Annotated in this window: 23 protein-coding genes; 4 read left to right on the forward strand and 19 right to left on the reverse strand. The window is 42.5% G+C overall.

Annotated elements, in window-relative coordinates; all coding sequences use genetic code 11:
* Nucleotides 1-54: 54 nt before the first annotated feature.
* From UB51_RS14900 to UB51_RS14935, 8 genes are all read right to left on the reverse strand, one after another.
* The gene (locus tag UB51_RS14900; RefSeq protein ID WP_044877971.1) at nt 55-342 is read right to left on the reverse strand and encodes an immunity 53 family protein; all 288 of its coding nucleotides are present in this window, start codon (nt 340-342) and stop codon (nt 55-57) included.
* A 5-nt stretch (nt 343-347) separates the two neighbouring features.
* Nucleotides 348-1166 (reverse strand): AAC(3) family N-acetyltransferase, encoded by an 819-nt coding sequence (locus UB51_RS14905; protein ID WP_044877972.1) that lies wholly within the window; start codon nt 1164-1166, stop codon nt 348-350.
* Nucleotides 1167-1412: 246 nt separating this feature from the next.
* On the reverse strand, nt 1413-2327 hold the full coding sequence (locus tag UB51_RS14910) for an aminoglycoside phosphotransferase family protein (RefSeq protein ID WP_044877973.1): 915 nt from the start codon (nt 2325-2327) through the stop codon (nt 1413-1415).
* A 126-nt stretch (nt 2328-2453) separates the two neighbouring features.
* Nucleotides 2454-4697: a 5'-nucleotidase C-terminal domain-containing protein gene (locus UB51_RS14915; protein WP_044877974.1), complete on the reverse strand. Its 2244-nt coding sequence runs from the start codon at nt 4695-4697 to the stop codon at nt 2454-2456.
* 350 nt (nt 4698-5047) lie between these two features.
* Entirely contained in the window at nt 5048-6154 is a 1107-nt protein-coding gene (locus UB51_RS26515) for a glucosaminidase domain-containing protein (protein ID WP_052675951.1), read from the reverse strand.
* Nucleotides 6155-6260: 106 nt separating this feature from the next.
* A complete protein-coding gene (locus UB51_RS14925; protein ID WP_044877975.1) occupies nt 6261-6488 on the reverse strand; it encodes a hypothetical protein in 228 nt (75 codons plus the stop codon).
* A gap of 161 nt (nt 6489-6649) precedes the next feature.
* A complete protein-coding gene (locus UB51_RS14930; RefSeq protein WP_044877976.1) occupies nt 6650-7564 on the reverse strand; it encodes a hypothetical protein in 915 nt (304 codons plus the stop codon).
* A gap of 499 nt (nt 7565-8063) precedes the next feature.
* Nucleotides 8064-8333 carry an MBL fold metallo-hydrolase gene (locus tag UB51_RS14935; protein ID WP_052675952.1) on the reverse strand — a complete coding sequence of 90 codons (270 nt, stop codon included), beginning with the start codon at nt 8331-8333 and terminating at the stop codon, nt 8064-8066.
* A gap of 117 nt (nt 8334-8450) precedes the next feature.
* Between UB51_RS14935 and UB51_RS14940 the strand changes: the two genes are divergently transcribed.
* Nucleotides 8451-8861, forward strand: a complete 411-nt coding sequence (locus UB51_RS14940; protein ID WP_044877977.1) for an Lrp/AsnC family transcriptional regulator — start codon at nt 8451-8453, stop codon at nt 8859-8861.
* Nucleotides 8862-9152: 291 nt separating this feature from the next.
* Here UB51_RS14940 and UB51_RS14945 read toward each other — a convergent pair whose 3' ends face one another.
* The 3 genes from UB51_RS14945 to UB51_RS14955 form a co-directional block, all read right to left on the reverse strand.
* On the reverse strand, nt 9153-9341 hold the full coding sequence (locus tag UB51_RS14945) for a hypothetical protein (RefSeq protein WP_044877978.1): 189 nt from the start codon (nt 9339-9341) through the stop codon (nt 9153-9155).
* A 182-nt stretch (nt 9342-9523) separates the two neighbouring features.
* Nucleotides 9524-9958 (reverse strand): MarR family winged helix-turn-helix transcriptional regulator, encoded by a 435-nt coding sequence (locus UB51_RS14950; RefSeq protein ID WP_044877979.1) that lies wholly within the window; start codon nt 9956-9958, stop codon nt 9524-9526.
* Between the two features lie 203 nt (nt 9959-10161).
* Nucleotides 10162-11199, reverse strand: a complete 1038-nt coding sequence (locus UB51_RS14955; protein WP_044877980.1) for an NADH:flavin oxidoreductase/NADH oxidase — start codon at nt 11197-11199, stop codon at nt 10162-10164.
* Between the two features lie 360 nt (nt 11200-11559).
* Here UB51_RS14955 and UB51_RS14960 point away from each other — a divergent pair, with 360 nt between their 5' ends.
* Nucleotides 11560-12432 (forward strand): DMT family transporter, encoded by an 873-nt coding sequence (locus tag UB51_RS14960; protein WP_044877981.1) that lies wholly within the window; start codon nt 11560-11562, stop codon nt 12430-12432.
* 272 nt (nt 12433-12704) lie between these two features.
* Here UB51_RS14960 and UB51_RS14965 read toward each other — a convergent pair whose 3' ends face one another.
* The 8 genes from UB51_RS14965 to lpdA all read right to left on the reverse strand — a co-directional run bounded on the left by UB51_RS14965 (nt 12705) and on the right by lpdA (nt 24028).
* A complete protein-coding gene (locus UB51_RS14965; protein WP_234405446.1) occupies nt 12705-13766 on the reverse strand; it encodes a glycosyl hydrolase family 18 protein in 1062 nt (353 codons plus the stop codon).
* Nucleotides 13767-13793: 27 nt separating this feature from the next.
* Nucleotides 13794-15557, reverse strand: coding sequence for a polysaccharide deacetylase family protein (locus UB51_RS14970; RefSeq protein ID WP_044877983.1), 1764 nt, complete (start codon nt 15555-15557; stop codon nt 13794-13796).
* A gap of 39 nt (nt 15558-15596) precedes the next feature.
* The gene (locus UB51_RS14975) at nt 15597-17459 is read right to left on the reverse strand and encodes a glycosyltransferase family 2 protein (RefSeq protein ID WP_082063156.1); all 1863 of its coding nucleotides are present in this window, start codon (nt 17457-17459) and stop codon (nt 15597-15599) included.
* 24 nt (nt 17460-17483) lie between these two features.
* Nucleotides 17484-18809 (reverse strand): nucleotide sugar dehydrogenase, encoded by a 1326-nt coding sequence (locus tag UB51_RS14980; RefSeq protein ID WP_044877985.1) that lies wholly within the window; start codon nt 18807-18809, stop codon nt 17484-17486.
* A gap of 21 nt (nt 18810-18830) precedes the next feature.
* Nucleotides 18831-20288 (reverse strand): polysaccharide deacetylase family protein, encoded by a 1458-nt coding sequence (locus tag UB51_RS14985; RefSeq protein ID WP_044877986.1) that lies wholly within the window; start codon nt 20286-20288, stop codon nt 18831-18833.
* A 505-nt stretch (nt 20289-20793) separates the two neighbouring features.
* A complete protein-coding gene (locus UB51_RS14990; RefSeq protein ID WP_044877987.1) occupies nt 20794-21966 on the reverse strand; it encodes an ABC transporter permease in 1173 nt (390 codons plus the stop codon).
* Nucleotides 21950-22582 carry a biotin/lipoyl-containing protein gene (locus UB51_RS14995; RefSeq protein ID WP_044877988.1) on the reverse strand — a complete coding sequence of 211 codons (633 nt, stop codon included), beginning with the start codon at nt 22580-22582 and terminating at the stop codon, nt 21950-21952. The genes UB51_RS14990 and UB51_RS14995 overlap by 17 nt, the downstream gene beginning before the upstream one ends.
* Nucleotides 22583-22624: 42 nt before the next feature.
* Nucleotides 22625-24028: a dihydrolipoyl dehydrogenase gene (lpdA, locus tag UB51_RS15000; RefSeq protein ID WP_044877989.1), complete on the reverse strand. Its 1404-nt coding sequence runs from the start codon at nt 24026-24028 to the stop codon at nt 22625-22627.
* Between the two features lie 196 nt (nt 24029-24224).
* Here lpdA and UB51_RS15005 point away from each other — a divergent pair, with 196 nt between their 5' ends.
* Nucleotides 24225-24791 (forward strand): TetR/AcrR family transcriptional regulator, encoded by a 567-nt coding sequence (locus UB51_RS15005; protein ID WP_044877990.1) that lies wholly within the window; start codon nt 24225-24227, stop codon nt 24789-24791.
* 279 nt (nt 24792-25070) lie between these two features.
* Nucleotides 25071-25241 carry a hypothetical protein gene (locus UB51_RS28310; RefSeq protein ID WP_160297272.1) on the forward strand — a complete coding sequence of 57 codons (171 nt, stop codon included), beginning with the start codon at nt 25071-25073 and terminating at the stop codon, nt 25239-25241.
* Nucleotides 25242-25387 lie beyond the last annotated feature (146 nt).

The following is a 25387-nucleotide window of genomic DNA, read 5'->3' on the forward strand; positions in this document are numbered from 1 at the left end:
TTATTCCATGACGAGATATAACTTGAAATCATCTTTAATTACGGTATTTTTCAGCTATCCTTCCGCCCATTCCTTAAAAATCTGGATCATTTCTTCTAAATTCCGTAATCCACCGGCTCCTTCAAAATATCCATCCTTGATCCAGCACCTCACCCAATCATTATCATCTCGATCTATTATAATTTCTTGTAATGGTTTATCTTCTAGTTCAGTTTCAAGTAAAGGAATGGTTACTCTCCATCCAGGCGTATCTATCGATTCGATCTTCAAACTATGTGTGTGCTCCCATTCATCATCACAATAACTTTCATACCAATCTTCTAGCCATTTCAAGTTACTCATCTCGCTCATCCTCTTTCCTGTTGAATACTATCTTTATTGGCTTGTCCAAATAACTGTTGCATATGCTCAGTTAAGGGTTCATTGTCGGAGAATAACTCTGGATATACACGTAGCATTTGCGTAAGAAGTTCGGTCGTCTTCACCGTGTCACATACTCGCACAACAGCATCACCTAATTGTCCAAAATATATTGCGCCTTGCCCTACCATCACATCCTCGACCTTCCAGAAATACTCAGACCATCGCTGTCCACAATGTCTACGGGATGGCACTTCAATCACCGTACCGTCGCCTAGAACCGTCTGTAGATTCTCATGGTCATCAGATATCCTACCTGGAATATCGATCCATTCCTCTACCCCGTGCATAAAAGTATTTCTACGTAAGTCCACACCAAGAAGTAGAATGGTCGCTTGTCGATCTAACAACTTGCCCCAAGCTGAACCTCTAGCACATGGCGTATCAAAGTGTTCATCGCCCGTTGTGAATGACAATGCATCCTGACCTAAGGCCGCAACAGAATGCGTTGGATGCCAAGACCGTACGACACCCGGTCGCTTACGAAATAATTCAGGAAGGATGCCGATACACGAGGGTGATTCTTCAACATAAAATGTTGGATTATTCGCATTGATGTTAGCCCAAGTATGCGTAGGGAGAACAAGTAACCCATCTTTCATATATTCTTCCAACACATTGAGCACAGTATCGGCTCCTCCCTCTACCTCTCCCAAGCTTTTTAAAGACGAGTGAACAAGAACGACCCCTTGTTGATTAATTCCCATGTGATGCAGTTGTTCCAAAAGACTAATGTGCGTATGCATAATTCAATATAAACCTCCATATAGTTGCTTCATTCTATGAAGTTAAGCTTACATGTCTATTTAACTTAGATCAACATTCTGTCATCCCATGTGTGAAAGATGCACCGTATCACTAAAATTTGTCCGAAAAATCCTGTTCTTGTCCATTGAGTTCCATCCCGTCCTCCGCTAACATAACCATTAATCGATAATAATTATCATTATTGAACGACGCAACTCTCAATCAACATGTAGCATACCCTATGCTCATATTGTGTAGTTTGCCAAATACCAGTTCGGTACGTATGTACGAAATTCATCATACCAATTCAGAACATTTCCAGCTCGTTCCAGCATAATATCCACTTCCTCTTGTCCAAACGGAATCGCCCAGTGAATGCTTGAGAGTTGATTACTTGCTATATATAACGCCATTAATCTAAAAAACTGATCAGGTACATCGTTATTAAAATATCCATTAATACGACCCGATGCGAACAATCCACTTAGGCTTGCATCCCACGTAATACGATTAAATTCCTCCCATGGGTCTCCATCATCCACTCTATTAAAATCAATGATACCCAGATCACTTGAATTTGTAACAATCATATTTCCGACATGATAGTCACCATGTTGAAATGACACAGAGCGGTTTTCTAATAGATATCGATTATGTTCAACAAAGTTGATTATTGATTCTGCTCCCTTTAAATGAATACCACATGCTTTATAATTGGTTATATATTTGTCTATTTTGAGATTATAAACTTCTGCCCACGACATTTGATTGTTCTCCGCCGGAACTCTATGTATTTTTCTTAATACTTCTCCTGCTTTAACTCCAAGTCGATACTGATCAGTTTTGCTTATTGTAGGGATAACATCTTTGGCATCTTCCCCCTCGATCCAAGTAAGTAAGGAATATACGGACTGGCCGTTATTACAAATTCCAAAATCAATCGGTCGGGACATCAAAACATCAATATGATCAAGCTTTTTTAAATATTCAAATTCCCATTTCTTCTTCTCGTATTCGGATATATCCGACATTCTAAGCAACAATTCTCTGCAGTCCATAGCTTGAATATAATATTTCTTGTCATTTGACCAACCTTTATTAACCTCCTGCACTATGTTCCATGCACAGGAATCTGCTATTTCATTAAACATTTTATTCATCTGTTATACCTCCCCAGATTCGTTCGGCATTAATCGAACACCACTTGTTGAATTCTATCCTTGCCATTATCCGTGATTGTACAAAAGCAGCTCAAGTCTAAAAGACTGAGCTGCTCTCATACAAAATTATTTTAACATATCTACATATTCACCGTACACATAGCCAGTAGACCCGTTATAAGAAACCTTCAACCAACCATACTTCGTTCCTAGCACTTCCAAAACAGTACCCTTCGGCACCGCCATATATATTTTCGCCGTTGAGGAAGCTTCGGCACGAACATTCAAGAAGTATGCTGTTACCTTAGCTTGATTCGTAACGACCGATCCCACTGGTGGTTCTGGTTCTGGTTTCGGTTCTGGTTTTGGCTCCGGTTTAGGCTTCGGTTCAGGATTAACTTCTTCTTGTCGAGTACTCGTTGCCGTCTTTATAGCCTCATTAAGCTTGTGATAGAACTCGCCTTTTGTCATAGCACCTGCAGATAGGTCTGTACTCACCTTTGCTTTTTGAGACAATTCATCAATTTCTTTTCGAGTAATCATATCTAAAATGTTAATTGAAGCTACATTGGTGTATTTACCGTCATCCGTTTTGGGAATCTCCAATACGCCTGTGTTAATAAGCTCAATTACATCTGCACGTTCAGGTGAAGTAGTATCAACGCCTGTAATTTTCCAATTTTCTTGAACTTTAGGCTCGTATACACCATTTTTTTCTTCCTTCAGGTAAGCAATTGCACGATTACGAATGGTTCCATCTATTTCACCAAATGCTTTTACATCCTTTGAAGACCAGAGCTGTTGGAATTTCCGCCCTTCGAGTGCTCCTCCCTTTGCTTTAAGAGCTTCCATCCGGTATGCATTCATTCCCAATTTGATAGTATCATCAGATTTGATGGAGGTTCCATCCATTTTTCTCAAATTTGTAATCCGACTGCCATATGGCTTCGTTAAGTCAATTTCATATTTGACGCCACCAAAAAAATCATTAGTACTGTACTTGGAAGCACGTCTTATCTTATCAAAACTAACTGTTACATCACCTGGTCGAGTCGAGTTAAAGTAGCCTACTGCCCATTCCATGTAATCTTTCAGATCTTTACCCGTTACTTGGTAAACTGTAATTTCACCGAGAGCGAACTGATAGTTATAAGCAATATCCTTTTTCTTGATGGGACCTACATCCAACCGCGCCTTATCGTTATCAATCTGATGGGAAACTACATCCGCTTTGCTGTAATGCAGCATAACATCGTTAAAAAAGTCTGATAACGGAGTTTCCTGAATTTGTACAGTAGGGATGCCGTCAATCTCATTCTTAGGTACAAGGTTCATTCCTTTAAGTTGTGCCACTTCGATATTGGCATTTTCTCTTGCGAACTCATGATACGGCTGCAATGTAGATTCCAATGCCGGATCCGATAATGCAGTTGTTCCATCCTCAGCTTTAACAGGTAATGCAGCCGCTTGCTTATCCTTAAGGACTACTTTATCACCTTGCTTCGTGAATGTAAGGTCTATACGAGAAATATGAGTTCCGTATTTATCCGGTTCGACAATTAAAACACCGTTCACTGTATCACCCTTAACAAGCTTGTGCATATGACCTGCAAAAATAGCAGCCAACTCCGGGTTCGCATTGGCGATATCTTTTACACCAGTACCTGGGACACCATTCTCATTCTCCAGCCCCATATGCATAAGCCCAATCATTACATCTACTTTACCTTCTAATTCCTTGATAGCTTTTTTCGTTTCATCTACAGGATTCTTGAATACAAGCCCGTCTACATGATCAGAGCCTTTCTCAAATTCAGCCGTCATGGGAGTATCCATTCCAATAACCCCAATCTTTATCCCTGCTTTTTCAATAATGGTATACGCAGGCATGAATCTTTCACCATTGTCCTTATAGATGTTCCCTGCCAGCATTTGGCCTTTATACTGAGAGGTAATTTTCTTAAACACGTCCATTCCAAAATTGAATTCATGATTGCCCATCACCCAGGCATCATAATTCATTTCATTCATAGCTACCATCATTGGAGACTTGGGTTGGTCATTAAATAATTCCGCCGAATTATCCTGAATCATATCCCCTGCATCGAGTAAAATCGTATTTGGGTTTTCTCCACGAACTTTCTTGATGATTGTAAATAATTGCGTTAAACTCCCACTTGGATTGGGACCGTCCAACGCATAATCCCATGGCATGAAGCGTCCATGAATATCCGACGTACCTAAAATGGAAATCCGTGTGTCTTCATTTGCCGATTCAGCCGCTTCTACCGAAACTGGGAGGGAAGTGACAACGCTTCCAAATAATAATAAAGCAGCAACAGTTAAACACCATTTTTTCTTAGCCTTCACGATGACTCTCCTTTGTTGTATTGGATTACCGTACACGCTAACTATATACGGCTTGCCCTCGATAGGATATGTACTACACATTCTCTATCCATTCGGGACATAATCATTCTATAATATAAAATGTAATTTAGATATATTATTCACTCCATATCTCACAATTCTAATACTATTTCTATCTTAACTAGCTTATTAAACAAAAAAATAAGTGACAAGAAAAAAGCTCAAGCATATGATTTGAGCTTTACCTCGATAATCATCACCTAGATTATCCGTATAGTCTATTTTTAAAGATACACCTATATCCTATAACTTCTAACCAAACCTCAGTCTCCTTATACTATCTACTGTAATTACGCAGGCCACTCAAAGGATTCATCTTCAATCTCTCTCTTCATCTCATCGAAGAACCAAGTGACTCCCTTCCACCAATTCGGGTCCTCGGCATAGGTTCGGTTTAGCCATTGGATCGGTTGACTCCCTCCTGGACGCCTACTGCTAATATTAGCTACCGTCTTCGCTGCAATGTTAGCTGAAGACGCAATCGTTGTGTTGTAGCTCTCCCAGCTGCCAAATACGTTAAAAGGATTATTCGCTATTTCTTTTACACTTTTATGATCTTTTGATACGAATCCCTGCTCTTGTCCAGTAATGGCAAAAAGCAAGAGAGGGTGAATATCGTATTTCTTCCCGGCTTCCACAATCTCAGACAAATACGGTTCCTCGGCTAAAATGGAGTTCCTATCCCGCAAATATTGCTTCAGACGCTTCGTATCTATAGAAACATATTTGAGCCCCGTAGGGATTCCATCGACTGGTTGCGGTTCCTCGTTATCATTAATTATGGGTTGCAGTATATTTATCGGATCTGCATATGATGCGGGTGCAGGTGACTGTTGATCCAGTGGACGGATCAGCACGCACAAGAGAACAACCGCAAAGAAACACGCAATCGTAATAGATATCCTTCGATTGAACCATTTTTTGTTCCTTAATGGAACAAAAGGCTCACTGGCAACCGCAAGCTCCCTACAGACACTCCGGCCTTGTTCATCCCATTCCTGCACCAACGCTTGAAATGAGACTGTAGGCAATAGTTGCTGAGACCATCGAAGAAGGATGTTTCGAACCATCTCTTCCTGTACAGGAAAAGTAGTTCTGCTGCTCACCCATACAACTAACGACGATAACAGATCCTCTTTGCTCAAATCCAGAGACATACAATGTTGAAGCACATCATCCGCCTGAATAACGAGAGAGTCTCTATGCTTTATAAGAAGCTCGTAGCAAACCTGCTTCTTCACCTCGTCTGGAAAAGAAGGTAGACGGCTCTCAATAATCCGATGCACCGCATCGGCTAATATAGATGCCCGTTGCTTCGGATCAAGACTATGGTGCTTGTGTTCAATATAATGCTTCAGCCGTACAATTTCCCCACCAGATAAAACATACTCTTGCATCCCTATGATCCCAGCCCATCCTGATGTTCAGTTAGAGAACGATCCCCTATGAAAATAATTCCACATCCAGGCTGGAATATCCTTCTTAGATGCATAAGCAAATCGATTAAAACAAAAATTCTTGCATCAAAATATTGTTAAAATGAAACTCTAGCATCTCTCCAACATCTGGATGAATACCGTTCCTCTCTAAATATTGTCCATTGGTGTATGCCGCTAATGTCTTACGCCAGAAATTTTGCGCTCTTGGATTTCGTTCCGTAGGATTGGTCTGCAGCGCCCAATTTCCACGAAATTGAGCCAACACTTGCCGTGCTGCTAAAACTATTGACATATCTTATTGTGCCGGGGGGCAGTCATAGGCCACACATGCTAAGAGAAAGTCCGATCTATGTAGATGATTCAATTCTTCAATTTTTGAATAAACATCCTATTCCCTAACGGTAAACCTCATATCTGCTTAATCTTCCACGCAGTTTATTATTTTTAGAGGTTTCATTCATTAGAGGCATGCTCCAATTGCCCAATAATGCCAGCCAATTGTCTGGTTAGATAAGGCGAAACGTCTCCAATTTCGGATACTGCTTCTAGCAGCGCAAAGGTGGGCCCGCCCCATGGGCCTTGTGGATCGAATACTTGCCGGCCGATTCGCAAGCCTGCTGCTTCGATATAGCTGTTCAGTCGTTGAATTCCTTCATTAAGCAGGTCGGCCGGCAGCGGTTTGTTCCTGCGCCGGGACCATTCTACCAAGAAGGACATGCCGCGCAATATATCATATTCAAAAAACCTTGGAAAGCAAGGCTTCAGCCATTCCATATCGATGATGTGCCCATTTTGTTTGGAACATACAAGACGATGTTCAATCAAATAACGTGCGCCTTGATCCAAGAAAACGGCTTCCTGCGCAGTAAATGCGCGGTTCGTATACCACAGAATAGCCTCAAGTGGAGGCAGTGTTGAAACGATAGAACTCTTATTAGAATGAGTATAAGCTTCCGGATCGCAGTTCAGTCCGCCATCAGGCAGCTGATGCTTTAAGAACCATTCGCGAATCCAAGGCAGCTCCTTGTCCAAATCACAGCCATAGGCCATCAAAATCATATAGTACACGGCAAGCTCACAATGACAGCAATCCATCTTCATTCTATCGGTTTCACTTATTGGATGGTCGTCGGCGGATATGATGAAGGTGGGCCAGGTTTGAGCTTTGAGCAAATATTTGGCTCTGGCAATAGCAGACTCGGGAATTTGTTTCACTTCCCCCATTTCATAAAGAGCTGCCATATGCCACCAAGTTCCATCCCATTTTCTACGGCTGTCCTCGCAACGATCCATAGCCAAATCTGGAGTAGATTCAAGAAATCGTATAGATCCTTCGATTGCATAACGAATATTTTGATTTGTTTCCATCTCGATATCTCCTTTTGTTTACCTCTACAAATTTAAAGAAAATAGCGTTTCCTCTGTCCACTTCGTAGTAACCAGCAGCTGAAATGCGCTCCCTCGTAATCATGCTTGGCAACCGGCGGCGGGCTGTCTTGTCTAGTGTAATTGTCTTTTGTCACTCGTTTTTACTAATCAAGCACTGATTCTGATAAGGATCCATGAACGCGTAGAAGGGTGAATGTCAAACAAATAAGTAGTATGATGAAATGCTGATTCAGGTTGTCTTATTTTTTTGAAATCGCAGTTTTAACATATCTTTATCAATTATGCGGTAAATTGTTACAAAATGGAAGGTAGAAATCATTGTTAATTGAATACCGTCACATCTCATCTATTTCTTTACGTTCCATCAATATCATACACTCCACATGTATGATGCTTACACTATGAACAACTCTCTTATTAACGAACGATTGATTCCCCATCGGCTGGAACGAATATGTTGGCCGTGAGCCCCTTCTCTTCAATAAAGCTTGTCAATTAGTATCTTGGGAAAGCGCCTCGATCGCAACTGCATCGAAATGGTCGGGTGCAGGTGAGTCACAATGACTGCATCGGTCTGGACGATTTCCTCAACAGGAATCGGCAACTCGGCGGTCGGATTGTTGACTTGGTTTGAAGTATTGGGAAAGGGTGGATAGACCCCTTTTGCTCCTAAAAATGGATCTATTAAAAAAGTCATGTTGCCATAGTTTAGAACCATAGTCGCATTTCGTATTTGTCTGATCTTCACTGTGAATGCCTCCTTTTATAATCTTCTTCTATAGGATAATATTTAAAAAGAAAGTGGAACTATATAGAATCATGTAAAACCGAAGAAATACTTGAATAATGAAAGAGGTTATCATACATGCTGGATCATACCGATAAACAAATTCTCGAAGAACTTAAAAATAATTCCAGAATTTCGATGAAAGAACTGGGAGAAAAAATTCATATGACTGGTCAGGCGACAGCTAACCGGGTGCTGAAATTAGAGGAAAGTGGAGTGATTGAAGGCTATACGATTCATCAAAATCACATGAAAACGGGATACCCGGTCCATTCGTTTATAAACATTTATACGAAGAGCTTCGATCATAAACCATTCTTATCGTTTATAGAAACTCAACACCCGTATATTGTAAATAATTTTAAAATTAGCGGAGAGGGATGTTATCTTCTAGAGTGCAGGTTCCCGTCCAACGAAGAGCTCGACAGGTTTTTAGGCGAATTAAACCATTATGTCAATTATAAATTGTCCCTCGTTATTAATTATTAATAAAAATAAAGCAGAAATTTGGCTAACTTCTTAGTGCTTGCCGCTGGATGCTTCAAAAATGTGCCTCCAATCCAGCTGATCTCCATAACATCTCGGCTGCGTTGACAGACGTTGTTCGAACTGCAAACTGCCTTAATGTTTGCGCTGGCCTTACACAGTCATCTATGAGCTTTCTGTTCAAACAAAAGAAGATAGCCAACCGCCTGAATAGACAGGTAGGGCTATCTTTTTTTTGGACTATCCTTCGTATAATCAGTCTCAACTACCAAGTTCCACCCCAGTGGCAAATCTTCAAATGAGCGTGCTCTCTGGCGCTATCGGCGGACTTATTTCCAATTGTTCTGCCGGCGGTTCGATTTCAGGCAGCACGTTCGGCTTAATCTCGGGTTCAATATTCAGCGGCTTTGGTTCCGGAAATGCATCTGGCTTTACTTCGGGAACGACTTTCAGAGGGATTTCAGTTGGAAAATCTTTTTTCATAACAGTCACCTCCTGTTATTTATTGTTAATGCCCACTCTAAACACCCCACTCATCTTTATATAACCAATTAAGGAGGCTACTATTCCAATGCATGACAATTTCAACAGAATCTAAGTTTCATGGTCAACAGTAGATATCTTTTATGCTTAGAGACATATCTCTGTAATAACAAGATATAATCTTATTGTTGTTTCATACGAAGCATTTGTTGCAACAGGCTCTCTACATCCTTTTCGGGAAAAACTCCTAATAAAGTTTCTTCAAAAGTTCCCTGTGCCCTATCAAGCTTGTCTTGGCCTAATTGTGTCAAAGAAGTATAGATACTTCTGCGATCATCGTCGCAAGCATGTCTTTTTAGAGCTCCGCAGCCCTTTGCTTCGAATCGGCTAACAAGTCTAGAGACAGCGCTCTGGCTTAAACCAAGCATTGACTCCAATTGTTGTAATTTCAGCTTCGTCTCTGGTGCCTCAGACAAAAATAACAGTAAATAAAATTCTTTTAAAGACAACTGGTGCTTCTCTTGCAAATTCGCTTCCAATTTATTAGCTACGTTCATTTGTATATGCGTTAAAGTCAACCAACTGGTTATAAGGTCATGGTTAGGGGTATTCTCCATATTATAATTTCCTTTCCGGGCTAAAGCTCATGACGAATTAATATAAATTTCACCTTTATAATATTATAACATCAGGTTAACCATTTAACGAGCTTACACTACCGTATTCATCCCTTTACTATATTTAACTTCGCGTTCCTTTTTGTACAAAAAGAGACCCCATAAAACAGGTCTCCAAAGTCATATTACCCTAGTTATATTCTTTATCTTTTGCTTCTGGGAAATCCAAGTTCATACTGTTTAGGAATATCCGTCTCTTTATTAAGCTGAACTGCAGCTTCCAAAGTCCAGTAAGGATTTCTCAGCATTCCCCGTCCTACCGCAATAAGGTCAGCTTCTTCATTTCCGATCACCGCATTGGCAAGAGCAGGTTCGTCCAATCTACCCACCGCAATAACCGGAATATTCAGACTCTGCTTGATTTCTCTAGCCAGAGGGACTTGATAAGCAGCATGCGTTCCTGGCTTGCCTGCAGCGGCTATAGGCCCTTCACCGCCTGCGCTGACATGGAAAATATCTGCGCCCGCTTCTTTATATACTTTGCTGAACTCAAGGCTCTCATTAATTCCATATCCGCCCTCTACATATTCCTTAGCGGAAATACGCATGATTAGAGGCATACCTGTCGGCATTTCGCTTTTTGCCGCATGAATGACTTCTTTACCGAACAGGGTTAAATCTTGTCCATATTCATCCGTTCTGCGATTTGTTAAAGACGAATGAAACTGGTGAATGAGGTAACCGTGCGCACCATGAAGCTCAATGACATCAAATCCCGCTTTGACAGCCCGTTTTACGCCCATCCGGAATTTTTCGACCATTTCTTTCACTTCATCAGTCGTTAATTCCCTTGGCGTTTTAAATTCAGAGTTAAACGGAACTGCCGATGGAGCTACAGGAATCGTCGCATCTTCGGCTTTACGCCCTGCATGGGCAATTTGGATGCCCACTTTAGCGCCATATGAATGACAGGCCTCAACGATTCTGGCCAATGCGGGAATCTGTTCATCTGACCAGATCCCGAGATCAAAATCGGTAATTCGGCCATCAGGCTCAACATCAGTCATTTCAATAATAATTAACCCGGCTCCACCAATTGCTCGGCTCACATAATGCATATAATGCCAATCGGTAGCGATTCCGTCTTTGTCGTTGACTGAATATTGACACATTGGAGGCATAACCACACGGTTTTTTAGTTTCAAATCCATTATTTCATAGGGGCTAAATAAATCCTTCATGATTTCTCTCCTCTTTGTATAATACATTTAAGCACGAATTAATTATAAATGCATGCTCATGCATATATAATATCGTATAAAGCATTTTTCTGTCAACATCTAATAAATCACACATTTTTTAATATGATAATAATAAATCTGTACCGATACAGATCCCTTTTTTTATTATTGCAGCATAAGCACGCTAGATTTAATATGATGGTAAGCACCTGATTGAAGCTTGGCATACAAACACTATAGAGAAATCATGAACCTGATGATAAACAGCCAAGAACGTTTATTGGTTGCTGTACTTCACGAAGCGTACTGTCGAACTATATTTCAAAAAAATATATCTTATAAAGTGAGGACTTTGAGATCATGAACAGGATAAATTATTTACTGTTGCTAGGTATCGGCATGATCTGGGGTTCGCAATTTTTCTTTGTCGATTTGGTGATCAACTCCATTACGCCGATTACATTAGCGGCCTGCAAAGCTTTGCTAGGAACCCTCACACTTGCCATGTTAAATTTGTTCTCCGCTAAAAAGGAGAGCACGCAAGGACAATCTAAACTATGGAGCTCATTCATCTGGATTGGGGTGCTGGAGGCGGTTGTGCCCTTCATCTTGATCGGTTGGGGACAGCAGTATATTAACAGTAGCACGGCTTCTATTTTATTGGGTACCGTGCCGATCTTCACCATTATTTTTGTTAAAATTTTTGCACCGAACGAAAAGCTGCCATTCAAGAAATGGATGAGTATTATCATCGGATTTGGGGGGTTATGCCTACTATTCGCTCCTGATATTTCTTCAATCTCTTTTGCTGGGAATTTTATTGGTTATGTGGCTTTATTAGGCGCGTCTATTAGCTTTGCCGCATCGCTGCTTCTGATTAAACGGCTCCCTCCTATGTCTTCAATTCTAGCTATGCGAAATGTTCTATTCGTTGCGTCAATCATTTTACTGCCGCTTGCTTTTATATTTGAGGACCCATTAAGTATTCAATTGAGCTGGCAGCAAATCCTTGACGTTATTATATTAGGTGTACTTCAAGCTGGAATAGTATACATGCTGTATAATATGTTGATTAGGCGGACAAGCGCCGCATTTGCATCGCTCACTAACTATTTGGTACCCCTGTTCGGTATTTTGTTAGGAACAATAGTGTTGGGTGATCAGTTAACATGGAATTCTATCGTTGCGCTAATCGTTATTTTAGTTTCACTAGCAGTTGGTGAAAAAAGCTAGCTACCACCAACCATCATCATGCCTGCGAAAATAGAAAAATCCCTGCGTTGGCAGGGCTGGCAGGCTTCAGTGGTAATGTTACTATGGAGTCGATGAGACCCCTTATTCTTCATCCTTTCGTACTTCTTATATTTCAATTCATAACGTGACAAAGAATAGGCCGGGAGATGCTTGCTCCCGGCCTATCATCTCTTATTACCTATTAATTATGGTGCTTGCTGAAACAGTCTTTTTACCATCGCTCGAGATAAGATCATGACACTTCTTTCCTTCTATTGATTCAATTCTTGAATCGTTAACTGCCCAAGTTCGCCCAGCCTCCATATTGCAATTTTGTAGTATCCCCTTTGCCGTAAAGTACTCATCCACTGGGATATTGTCACATCGTCGGCATACCACACGGTATGCCTCACATGGTTATCATCGATATAGTCGAAGTACATACTGCCACTTGCGTTATCTCGCTTGGGAGAACTCACACTCTGAAGAGATAATTCCGCTGCCCGTTTCTCTGTCACTGCGGTCACCTTACCCTGCTCTGCCCAATCAAATCCTCCTGCTGATAACGCAATAATATTCTCTCCAGGCAACCGATCCATTCTCTTTGCCAGCTTGGTAATGAAGGCCAGATCTGCTTTGGGTCCTGGACCACTGTGAGTGCCGTATAGATTGTATGCCATCATAACGTAAGCTGGGCCTTCCGGCAGCTGCAATTTCTCAATGGGCATCCTTGATTCCAGCACGATTCTAAGCGATTTGCCCATCGCATGCAGTCTTTGGTACAACTCTCTATAAAAGGCGCAGACATGATCCCAATCGCTATCCTTGATTTTCTCGTAATCAATTTCTACACCGTGAAAGTCATATTTCGTTACCGCAGCCAATATCTCTTCTATATGCTTTTCTCGGCTTTTGTCTGTGGACATAAGCCTTGTAATCATGTCCGAATCCTTCTGTACCTCGGTTCCATCCTTCTTTATAAGGTCATTTACCAATGTCAGATCCACTTCTGTTAAGCCAGATTGTTTCGCAGTCTCAAATATCCGTGGCAGTGCTTCTTGCATTTGTTCCGTATAATACAGACTATCGCTTTCATCGAAATAAGCTGCGAATACTTGGAAACTAGTAAGACCCTTCGAAATTTCCCGAAGATCTTCAATACTAGATTTCCACTGCCAGTCTACAACCCAGGCCGATAATTCCAGACTCGGCTCTACCCGAACCAACTTCTTTTCTTCGTGGGATCGGCCTTCGCATCCCATATACATGGCAGTTATACCTATGATAATCGTGATCGTTACAACAACTCGCCATTTACCTGTCACCTTGAACACCTTGGGTCCTTCCCCTTTACTCACCATTTAGAAGCTTTCAATCGCCCAATCAATGGAAGTACTAATTGCTTTTTGTATTTGGGTTACTACTCCTTTGAAGCCTTTAGACTTACTACTGAACAATACAGATGATTGACTGTCTTTTTGGTTTAAAGACTCTATTCTCAAATCGCCAAACACCCCATCGTATATATCATCTTTCTTATTCTGAGGGTTATATTCGGATTCGAGCACCACACCACCTGTATTGACCGCACTGTCGATATTCACTTCCGTGAGCAATTCCTGATCTACCTTTAATTTCAACTGATTTCCTTGAACGGTGAGTTCAAGATTCCTCGTCTGCTTATTATTGACTGGGTACTCCGTTTCGGTAGATAAGGCCCCTTCCGCTGTCTGCTCCTTCGTATACACCGTAGCCTTATCGAAGGCAAGATCCTCCGAACGCCATTGAACAGCATCCAATGTACGGGTGAAAATTTGCTCGACTGTGTGCCCCTGCTTCTTCTGATCCACCTGAATCACGTTATTATCCAACGAAACACGGAGATAGGAATCCTTCTCTTCGTTATAACGAACATATACCGTCTGTTTACCTACAACATTCCCGGTGAGCTTCGTGCTCAGCTTCATATCCGTATAATGGCTACTGCCATTCAAGTAAATCTTCCCTGCCCCAGCGGAAGGAGAAGTGAGTGCAATGCGGTCTTCTACGAACTCAGCTGCTCCGCTGATGGTTTTCCACTGCTCGGCACGCTTTGCATCGCCGTGAATAAACTGCATACTCTGCTTGCTATCCTTGCCAATCTTCATCAACAGGTGATTAGTGTACCAGTAAGGCTCCGGCTGAACCCTCGTCAGATCATATAGATTCTGTGTACTGTCATTATACACATGTCCTTCCCGGTTAAAATGCATTTTGAACAGACGCTGGATATTAGCATCGTTGGCATCGGACACTAACCGGTTCATCCCCTCATATAGGGTATTAGCATGCATAATCATATACACATTCGGTACAAAGCCCAAAGTATCTGTATAGATGTCTCTCATTTGCTTGTAATCCCCGTTGATACGGGATTCCATCTCATTGCGGTCTTCCAGCGGAATCATGTTCTCATCACGAATGAAGTCCATCAAATAATGATTATAATACTCCACGTTCTCCTTATTACGTAATTGATTCTCACTCTTCATTCCAATAAAGCGGCCCTCTTTATCAAAGATATTAATATACGTCAGACGATAACCATTGGAACCGAGCTCCCAGTATCCCGTCTTCATCATCTTTAGCATGTCTTTGGGCTGTAGAAATTTCCGATCACTATTTCCCATTTTATTGGCATAAGAGAGGAAGGTTGCCTTGAAGTTGTATCTCTCCAGAAGGGGCTGCGCAAATAAGCTGGAGTCGTTACGCCCATCCTCAAAGGATAGAAACAGCGCTTTATCAGGCAGAGCCTTCCCTTTCTGATAGAAATCCATAATATCTTGCTGCGATATCGTCGTATATCCTTGATCATACAACGCCTTCAGCTGCTGATTTAGTTGCTTCTTCGCCACCAATTTCGGAGTTCCAGAGCGATCTACGCCAAAATAAGATAAGGCGATGAATCCCTTGTCATTGGCCCACGTCGACTTAACCGGTTCGTCATAATGCCTTACATTAAATATCACTTGAAACAAAAATATACCCACAGTTAGCAAAATCGCAGCTTGTATAATGGTCTTTATAAATTTCTTGCGATCTTTGCGGTGATAATCAAGGGTAGAACTTCGCCTTCCCTTTATCATTTCTGCCACCCTCACTCTTTATATTCTTCGATAATGGACTTAGAAAGGTAGTCCGAATTTTTTTTTTTTTTTCTTTCTTGCCTCTTTTTTATTTCTGGCTTCGACATCCTGAGGTGTTTCTCTCGTTCCCCAAGTCGATTTCCAGAAGGTCACCCAGGCGACAGGCATTTGCCATAACAGCACAAATTCATAGAAAATACAGAATACAAGTCCAAAAATCCATAGTTTACTTTTACGTAACAGAAGATGTGCGAGGCTCATAAGCATCGCCATCAGAAATAATCCCATTAGGAAAGTACCTGGAAAGACATGATGCACGAGCGGAACATATATCAAATTGTATAGCACGATGACAGGCGCAGCGATCGGCACAATCAGACCAATATAGAAGAATAGAGTCATGAAGGGTTCTTTGCGCCAGATAAAACCTCCGGCTCTGAGCGATTCCCGGAGCCATGATCGTTTCCATCTCATTTGTTGTTTCAAGAAAATCCCCATATCTGAAGGAACAATGGTCGAGCAGATCGCCCTATCCTGATAACCGGTTCGATGAGTTTTCAATATAAAATTCGTCATGCTCCGGTCATCACCAAAGGTAGCAGGTTGTCCCAGAAACTTCTGATTGAGCCAGGCTTCAGAATGCTTCACAATTAGTTCCTTTCGATAGCAGGATAGAGGCCCCGATAAGCAGGTTACGCTATCGAACCATGATTCAGCCGCTTTCATGATACGAAAAGCAATATAATATCTGACGGTCTGCAGCTTGGTCACCGAGTTGGTATATTTGTTCTCCACATCCGTTCGACCGGCAACACCGCCCATACGGGGGTCCTGAAAGGGCTGAACCAGATGCTTAATCGCTAATGGGTCTAGGAAACTATCGGAATCCACGAACACAACCAGATCATGCTTAGCCATTTCTACACCCTTAACCAGAGCTACCCGTTTTCCCCCATTTTCCGTCAAAACGTGCATTCTCAAGCGTTCTTTAGTCATATATCGATCTGCTTCTCTATGAATCATATCGATTGTCTTGTGTATCTGCTCCACGGATCTGTCTGTTGAACGGTCATCAACAACGATAACCTCCAGTTTATCAATCGGATAATCCTGATTCATACAACTTAATATCGTGCGGTGTATCCATTCCTCCTCATTGAAGCAAGGAATAATAATCGATACCCCCGGCATATAATCAGCATTGATTGGTACATCACGGTACAAAGCTCCGAATAAATAGCGTGTTAGCAGAAAAGCCGCGGCCGTAAGGCTGTATAAATACAGCAACAGATTATATTTAAAATAAATAATACTCTCCACACGCATTAGCATAATGAAGATAACAGCTACAAACAGCAAACCACTGGCTGTATAAACTGAATAACCCCAGCGTTTCCTCTGAAAATAGTCCGTCAAAGGTTTTACAAATTCAAACGCAATCATATGCTTCTCTTGTTTCTCCGTCTGCTGCTTAAATATGCGAATTATCACCGCATCCGTCTTTACCCTCGACTCAAAGCCTTCAGGCATCGTACCTGGGGGAATATCGAATCGAATCGACACGGTATCTTCGACCTTGAAGTGATCTATTTCATCATGAAGTTCAACTAATACCCCTGTAGAAGAAACATCCACGGCCCGCGCCTTTATACCAGCTTTACTCTTCTGACCCTTCGCAACAATCAGAACCTCAAAGTCTGCCGTATATCTTAAGCTAAGCATACGCAACTTACTGCGATACTCGGAATCCATTTCTGCATCAACCGTTATATCATTCTGTATTCCTCTACGATCAAGCGTTACCCTGATATTCTCAGGATCGGGTACATTGGATAATGTACGTCTATCTGACCGTGGAGAAGTTAGTACCTCATCAATCCTTTTCCTTTTTCTTCTTATCACGGTTGTGATTCTCCAATCTATTCATTATAGCCTCCAGTAATGATACCCACGGCTCTCATAGTCGGCCTTGTTATAAACTCCCTTTATATCTACCAACACCTTCGGTTGGTGGATACTGTACATTTGGTCAATTTCCTGGAAGCTCATTTGAGCGATTGATTGATGCGGGACGGCGACAATCAGAACGTTCAATTGATTCAAATCAGACGGCTCGGACAGTTTAAGCCTATACTCCGAATAAACCTGCTCTTTATCAACTAATGGATCTACTATGATAGGTTGAATGCCATACTCCTGAAGCTCATCGATAATATCGATAACCTTCGTATTACGAGTATCCGAACTGTCCTCTTTATAGGACAAGCCCAACAATCCAATCCTCACATCGATTAAATCTAGCCTCATATGGACCAGTATTTTAATAATATACTGTGCAATATATTTACCCATTCCATCGTTAATATGGCGGCCTGCAAGAATAATCTGTGAGTGATAACCTATATCCTCAGCTTTGTACGTTAAATAATATGGATCAATACCGATACAATGCCCCCCCACAAGACCAGGAGAAAAGTTAAGGAAATTCCACTTGGTGCCAGCAGCCTGAAGAACCTCTTTCGTGTCGATTTTCATCCGATTGAACAACATCGACAGCTCGTTCATGAAGGCGATGTTAATGTCCCTCTGCGCATTCTCGATGACTTTCGCTGCCTCCGCTACTTTAATACTCTCTGCTCGGTATACACCAGCTTCGATGACAAGCTCGTACACATTTGCTATCGTTTCCAGCGCATCCTTATCGATACCGGAAACGATTTTAACGATGTTCTCCAGTCGATGAACCGTATCACCCGGATTAATTCGTTCAGGAGAATACCCAACCTTAAAGTCATCGCCACAGCGTAGGCCCGATTCCGCCTCCAGAATAGGAATGCATACTTCCTCCGTCACCCCTGGATAGACCGTCGATTCGAACACAACGATAGCACCCTTCGTCAATTTTTTAGCGACAATTTGACTGGCACTTTGAACATATTTCAGGTCCGGCACATTCCCGCTTTGGACGGGTGTGGGAACCGCTATAATGAAGAATTTCACTCCACTCAATTGCTCTATATCCGAAGTAAAGTCTACGGAGCAATTCTTGATTTCTCCATCTTCCATCTCACCCGTTGCATCGATACCGCTGCGGTATCCATTTACCTTCTGTACATTCACATCAAACCCGATCACGTTAACCTTTTTCGAAAAGGCAACAGCTATGGGGAGACCCACATATCCAAGACCAACGACAGCCAAAGGCGCTTGCCGATTAACAATTCCCTCATACGTTTCTGACTTAGTTCTCATGTCACCCAACTCCAGTTTCTATCATTTTTGACTGATCATATCTGTCATGGTTACAAAGGTAAATCCTTTACGTTCCAAGCTTTCAATCGCAATTGGCAGTGCCTCAATCGTCTGGATATCATCTAACATGTGCAGCAAAATAACACTCCCGCTACGGGTCTGCCCCAGAATCCCCTTCACAATATCATCTGCAGACTTGTTCTTATTCCAGTCGTTAGGGTCTACATCATAATTCGCAATCGTCTCATACCCAGTAGCGGCTATAATTCCTGCCTCTGTGTCATTAATATTGCCGGTTGGAGGTCTGAACAGCATCGCCGGTTTCTCCTGAATGGCCTCCGTAATGACCTGGTAAGCTTTCACGACCTCCTCCTGCAATTGGGTTGGAGTTATCGTTGATAACACGGGATGGCTGTACGTATGATTGCCCACATCATGTCCCGCTTCTGCAATCGCTCTTGCCAGATTGGGATTCTTCTCCACTCCATCTGCCCGCAGGAAGAAGGATGCCTTAATATGATACTTGTCCAAAATATCCAGAATTTTGGTTATTGTATAATCCGTTCCCCAGTCATCAAAAGTGAGTACCACTTTCTTCTTCGATGTCTCTTTTCTATAAATCAAATCATACTTAGCTTTGTTATTCGGGTTGATCTGGACTGTATCATAACCCTCTATGGCCTCTAACGGTTTTCTCTCCCCGCCTTGCTCTACAAGCTTGTTCAGCGTAACAAATTCGTAGCCTACATCAGCAGCGGCCTCAGCAATAAGCGGAATCGTCTTCAGAATATGCGTGTTTTCCTCTATATCCAGTGTAATGATTCCACCGCGATTGATATATTTTCGCAGATAATTCTTCTTCTGCTGCTCGGTTTCGTTCTGCCAATTGTGAAGAAATAAACTATAAGAAATAACAGCGTCCTGCCCATTGTGTGCCGCCGCTAGGCGTACATCATCGGTAAATTCACCGGATTTGGTTCTGACATACTTAGGGGTTACGCCTGTTTCCTTTGTAATAATCTGGTCGCTCAGTTGAATTTCCTTATACACTTGATCATATCTGAGCTTGCTCATATCAAGTTGATTCAAGGTGTTATTCTCAATCTCATGACCTCGAGCAAGGATGTCTTGGGCGATATCAGGCTCTTCTGCTACTCTCATTCCTGGAAGAAAGAAGGTCGCCTTAATATGATAGAGATCCAACTCATCTAACAGCTGATTCATCGTCTTGGCATCCCCCATCCCGTTAAAAGTAAGCGCTAATGTCCGTTTAGTGGTATACACGAAGGAAATAGCCTTGCTCTTCTCGCCCGTATAGCGTGAGACCGGTTGCTCCGCACTTTTCTTACCTTCCATGTTCTTAGCGGAATCATCGCTGCCTCCAAATATTCCGCAGCCGGCAAGAAATGTCAGTGCCAGTAGCACAACTACTATTGGGATGAAATGTCGTTTGGGGATTGCCTCTTTACCTACTCTCATTCCTCTACTCCTTCTTGTAAGTCTTCTTACTAGCCGTCGTCTAATCCCCCTGCGAATTCACTAGTTTCACAGTTAGAATCGGCACGAACCTCACATATAATAACAACTTTCTGCAACTTTCTGCAAATCTCAGCAATTTTCTACATTTATAATTTAACAATTACACCTATACAAAAACTATACGAAAATCTTTTTCAAATTATGATAGACTTCATCCAGTAGTGATGGTCTGGAAATTGTGCGCTCATTGTCAAGTTATCATAATCAGAATCATTGAGATTTCACGAAGACATCAAAAAATACGCCATGTGACCACAGCCTAACACTAAATTATACACTAGAAAAAAACAAAAAAACATCGGGAAAGTCCGATGTTTCACTATAAATTTATGGTAGATACTAGGGTTTCACTGCCCCTTACCTTTGAAGCTCATTTTAATTCTGCTTCATCAATCTAATCTGTAAGACAACAACTTGGACTTGTTGTGCCCACTACTACTGAGGCTTAACTGCTACTCGGCAGAACGTCCGAATTCACAAGCGGTTCCCGGCTAGGAGTAGCTTTCCTTGCTTCCTGTAGTACCAGCAATCCAATTAACAAGGACACAACACCAATAATGATCAGCAGTGCCCCTATCTCCTGACTATAGGCTGTTAGCGCCCCATCCCGAAAAGCCATCCCGCGTATAAGGCGGTTAAGCCAGTTCATAGGTAATACCCATGCAGAGATTTGAAAGGGCTCCGGAAACGCTAGCGGAGTCAGTTGAATTCCAGTAGCAAGAAACGACGGATACAATACGAAGTTGGTCCGTGAATTGACTTTGGACAGGTCTTTGGCAGAATAACCGATCAACAATCCCATGAGTGACAAGGCAAAAGCATAAACAAGCAGTGGGATGATAAAAAGATAAGGCTCCGCTTCAAACCGCATTCCTCCCACCTGCTTTAATAATCCATAGCATAGGAGCAGAGAAAGGGAAGTCATGACAGCGTAAGGTACAATACGAATCCAAAGCTGCACAGGCGACTTTCCATTTGCAAAGAGCTTCCCTTCCTGACGCAGGCGAGGTACAATCGAGCCTGCTGCGCTTGTTGTAATCATCAAAACCACGATATTCACAAATCCAAGCACCATAAAGCCTACATAACTTGTGGTCGGATTAAACAGCATCCGCTGCTGAAGGGACAACGGAGAAACAAGCCCTTTAGATGTTTCGGCATCCATCCCTTTTTGAAGCAGACGGGTCATTGAGAGGGTCATATTTTCCGTTACGATGATTTCCTGAATCGCAGTCCGGATACCAGTCAACCCTGAGGGCATCGTGTTATCCATTAAGATGCCGATATTCGTTGATATCCCCTGCTGCTGACGTATCTCCAACTGTTTCGGAAGCATGATGACCGCTACAGCTTGCTCATTTGCCAGCAATGTTTCTGGGGCCATACGGCTGGAGTACACGTTTGTGACATTCATGTATGGGGAAGCATTTATTTTAGAGATCAGCTGCCGTGAATACAGACTGTGATCCTCATCAATGACAACAACTGGCGATTCGCTAATTTGGTTCTGCGAAAACATCAAACCAAAAAATATGGCCGCGACAAGCGGACCGATAAAGATCAAGCGAAAATATTTGCTGCCCGCTACGTACTTCCACTCGTCAATCAGCGAATTCATCAAGTCTCACCTCCGCTGTCATACCCGGAAGCAAATCAGCATTCGAATCCATAGATATTCGAACAAGGAACATACTTAAATCCGCTTGTCCTCTTTCACGTGTCATACGCAAGTTGGCAAATTGAGGGGCAGCTGCAATCGAAGCGACAACACCATCGACCTGAACTAAACGATCCAAATACGGAAAATGAACATCAACACTTTGATTGACCTCAAGCTTATCAATTTCACTTTCCTGAATGTAGAGCTCTGTATAATAGGTATTCTTTTGCAGAATCACAACCGGCATACCTTGCAGCAGCTGATCCCCCGACTTTACAACAATCCTGTTGATCAATCCGTCATCCGGCGCGATTACATCCATTTCTCCTTCTTCAGCTGATTTAACCTTGAATAGCACCTCTCCCTGTTTCACAGAATCGCCTACATCCACACTGACCTCTACAATCGACCCTGGACTCTTCTGATAAAATATTGTCGTTTGCTCCGCCTCAAGCATACCTTGCTTCCTGCTCTCAGCCTGACTGACAGCATCCTTTCCTTTAACAGCAAGAAGCGAACCTCCAACGATCAGCGCAATCGCAATCCCGATATAAAAACCTACTTTTATCTTCATTCTTCAATCTCTCCCATTCCCATTCCCATTCTCTATATGTTGTTAAATCTGCTGTTCTTTTTTACTTTTCATCATCATTTTTCTGACCGCGTTTTCGGCAGCATCCATAATCACTTCTCCCAATGTAGGATGGGGATGAATCGTCATAGCCAAGTCCTCCACGGTTGCCCCCATCTCGATAGCAAGTGCTAGCTCCGATACGAGTGTTGATGCCTCCACGCCAACGATTTGTGCGCCCATCACGATTCCTGAGGTCTGGTCCGCCACAATTTTAACTAATCCTTCGGTTTCCCTCAGTGCCAATGCTCTGCCGTTGATCCCGAAAGAGGCTTTGCCAATAACAATCGGGATGGCTTTTGCCTTTGCTTCCGTTTCACTTAAGCCAACGCTAGCCAGCTCTGGATTAGAAAAGACGACGAGCGGCATGGCTTTATAATCAACCTCGGAGGCATGACCTGCAATGGCTTCTGCCGCAATCTTAGCTTCATAGGACGCCTTGTGAGCGAGTGCCGGACCAGCCGTAATATCTCCAATTGCGAAAATATGCGGGATAGCCGTTCTGCACTGTTCGTCCGTCCCGATCAGTCCCCTGCTCGTCACTGGTAAGCCTATGCGCTCCAGCCCTAACTTACCGTCTGTATTTGGTTTTCTGCCGATAGTGACTAACACATATTCCGCTGTAACATGATGCTGCTCCTGATCTTTTAAATAATGCAGTGTAATTGTATCCGCATTCTGCACCACTTTCTCAGCTGTCGCCCCGGTTATAATGTTTATACCATCGGCTTTCAACTTCCGGACAACAGGGACCGCAAGGTCCGCCTCGAATCCCGGCAGCACTTGTTCTCCTCCCTCCAGGATCGTTACCCTTGTTCCAAATTTGGCATACATTTGCCCCAGTTCGACACCAATATATCCACCGCCGATAACTACCAGACTGGTCGGAACCTCAAGGAGAGACAGCGCTTCTGTGGAAGACAAAATACGCCCTCCAACCGGAAATGCTTGCAACTCAATCGGACGAGAACCCGTTGCCAGTATGGCGTACTTAAAAGAAATGGTTTGCTCCTGTCCAGTTTGTTTGATAATAGCTGTATGTTCATCAACCAAACTAGCCTCTCCTTCCAGAATGCTCACACCGGCAGTCTTCAATAAATAACTAACTCCGCCTGCCTGCTTATTCACAATCCCCTGCTTGAAATCCTGAGCATTCTTAAATGACGCTACCGCATCTGCATTACTGAACTGTCTGAGCAAATCATAGCGATGCGATTCTGCAATTAATGCTTTGGATGGAATGCAGCCAACATGCGTGCAGACTCCGCCAAGCTGACTGCGTTCGACAATCGCTGTCTTCATACCAAGTTGTGAAGATCGCAACGCCGCCACGTAACCTCCCGGACCTGATCCAATGACCAGCGTTTCTACGGATTCAAGCTTACTCATATCCTAATACCTCCTGTTGAAGTTGTTTTTTTAAATATGATGATCATAATATATTATAACCATCATATTTAAAAAACGTCAACAGCCTTGTTAGCCTTTCTTGAGCTAACAGTTACAAGATGCCTACATTGACACGTTTTATTATGACGCTTATAATATTTTGAAGGTGGAATTATGAAGCTGTGGAGTGATTACAATGCCGTATCCCAAAGACCATAAGATGAAAGTGCGAAAAACGATCATTGAAAGTGCTGCCCAGGCTTTTCGCACCAATGGTATCCACGATGTAAGTGTTCCGTTCATTATGAAGGGGGCCGGGTTGACTCATGGAGGGTTTTATTCACACTTTAACAATAAAGAACAGCTGGTCGCCGAAGCCTGTCGATATGCCATTAGCGATACCATCGCACTTCTGCAGGAGGCCGCTGACCAGGAGGGGCAGATCCCCAAGATCAATGTTGTCATTGACTACTATTTAAGTCCGTATCACCGCGATAGAACGGAGATGGGCTGCATTCTTCCTGCCCTTTCCGGAGAAATATCCCGTACTTCAGAAGAGGTTCGACAGGTATTCACCCATGAGCTGGAGCGGATGATTTCGTTCATCTCCAATCTGGCGGAAATTGACGCGTCCAAGGGTAGTGCACTACTGAGTACCATGGTCGGTTCTCTTGTGCTTGCTCGTTCTGTCAGTGATCCTGAGCTGAGCGACAACCTTCTCTCAGCAGGCAAGCAGTATGCCAAAGAGCTGGTTAAAACCTAGTCTCGTCTAAGCCTTAGAAGGCATAAACAATAGACTCCTTAACCACATATCCTTCCTTAAGGAATCAAACAATTGAGCGTTATACAATTTGAATCGGTATCAGAGGACATTTAAAAAAAATGACTCCTGATAAATTGGAGAGCACTGAGAAACTTGTGTTATTAATTTCATAGAGTGTATCCCTAATTAAAAAGGCGACTTTTCGTTCATTGTGAACGAAAAATCGCCTTTCTCTATACTCTTTTTCACTTTAGTTTCTTCATGAGGGTCATGATCCGTGTGAGATTGACAGCGAATATGACCATAGATTACGAAAATCATCACTCTGTTCTTTGTATTCTGAACGAATTCATGCTAACGGCCGGACGTGATGAAAAATATGCAGATCGTCTAATTTCCATGCAGCAGGAGTTTTTAGACGGATTTCGCGTTTTATTACTAAGGGAGTAGAATTAGGTGCTGTCTCACCTCAGAATACGGAGACTAAAGCACATATGCTTGCACTTGTCATAGATAGTATTACAAACTATATGATGACGGGATTTAGGTTAGACTTTGCTGATATATGGAAAGAGACTATTAAGTGTGTCCTAATG

Origin of the sequence: Paenibacillus sp. IHBB 10380, assembly GCF_000949425.1 — a bacterium.
Lineage (GTDB): Bacteria > Bacillota > Bacilli > Paenibacillales > Paenibacillaceae > Paenibacillus_AQ.

Bases quoted from the DNA above. Each gene is read 5' to 3' on its own strand.
- UB51_RS14900 (WP_044877971.1), bottom strand. From the start codon at position 342: ATGAGTAACTTGAAATGGCTAGAAGATTGGTATGAAAGTTATTGTGAT.
- UB51_RS14905 (WP_044877972.1), bottom strand. From the start codon at position 1,166: ATGCATACGCACATTAGTCTTTTGGAACAACTGCATCACATGGGAATT.
- UB51_RS14910 (WP_044877973.1), bottom strand. From the start codon at position 2,327: ATGAATAAAATGTTTAATGAAATAGCAGATTCCTGTGCATGGAACATA.
- UB51_RS26515 (WP_052675951.1), bottom strand. From the start codon at position 6,154: ATGCAAGAGTATGTTTTATCTGGTGGGGAAATTGTACGGCTGAAGCAT.
- UB51_RS14925 (WP_044877975.1), bottom strand. From the start codon at position 6,488: ATGTCAATAGTTTTAGCAGCACGGCAAGTGTTGGCTCAATTTCGTGGA.
- UB51_RS14930 (WP_044877976.1), bottom strand. From the start codon at position 7,564: ATGGAAACAAATCAAAATATTCGTTATGCAATCGAAGGATCTATACGA.
- UB51_RS14940 (WP_044877977.1), top strand. From the start codon at position 8,451: ATGCTGGATCATACCGATAAACAAATTCTCGAAGAACTTAAAAATAAT.
- UB51_RS14945 (WP_044877978.1), bottom strand. From the start codon at position 9,341: ATGAAAAAAGATTTTCCAACTGAAATCCCTCTGAAAGTCGTTCCCGAA.
- UB51_RS14950 (WP_044877979.1), bottom strand. From the start codon at position 9,958: ATGGAGAATACCCCTAACCATGACCTTATAACCAGTTGGTTGACTTTA.
- UB51_RS14955 (WP_044877980.1), bottom strand. From the start codon at position 11,199: ATGAAGGATTTATTTAGCCCCTATGAAATAATGGATTTGAAACTAAAA.
- UB51_RS14960 (WP_044877981.1), top strand. From the start codon at position 11,560: ATGAACAGGATAAATTATTTACTGTTGCTAGGTATCGGCATGATCTGG.
- UB51_RS14970 (WP_044877983.1), bottom strand. From the start codon at position 15,557: ATGATAAAGGGAAGGCGAAGTTCTACCCTTGATTATCACCGCAAAGAT.
- UB51_RS14980 (WP_044877985.1), bottom strand. From the start codon at position 18,809: ATGAGAACTAAGTCAGAAACGTATGAGGGAATTGTTAATCGGCAAGCG.
- UB51_RS14985 (WP_044877986.1), bottom strand. From the start codon at position 20,288: ATGAGAGTAGGTAAAGAGGCAATCCCCAAACGACATTTCATCCCAATA.
- UB51_RS14990 (WP_044877987.1), bottom strand. From the start codon at position 21,966: ATGAATTCGCTGATTGACGAGTGGAAGTACGTAGCGGGCAGCAAATAT.
- UB51_RS14995 (WP_044877988.1), bottom strand. From the start codon at position 22,582: ATGAAGATAAAAGTAGGTTTTTATATCGGGATTGCGATTGCGCTGATC.
- lpdA (WP_044877989.1), bottom strand. From the start codon at position 24,028: ATGAGTAAGCTTGAATCCGTAGAAACGCTGGTCATTGGATCAGGTCCG.
- UB51_RS15005 (WP_044877990.1), top strand. From the start codon at position 24,225: ATGCCGTATCCCAAAGACCATAAGATGAAAGTGCGAAAAACGATCATT.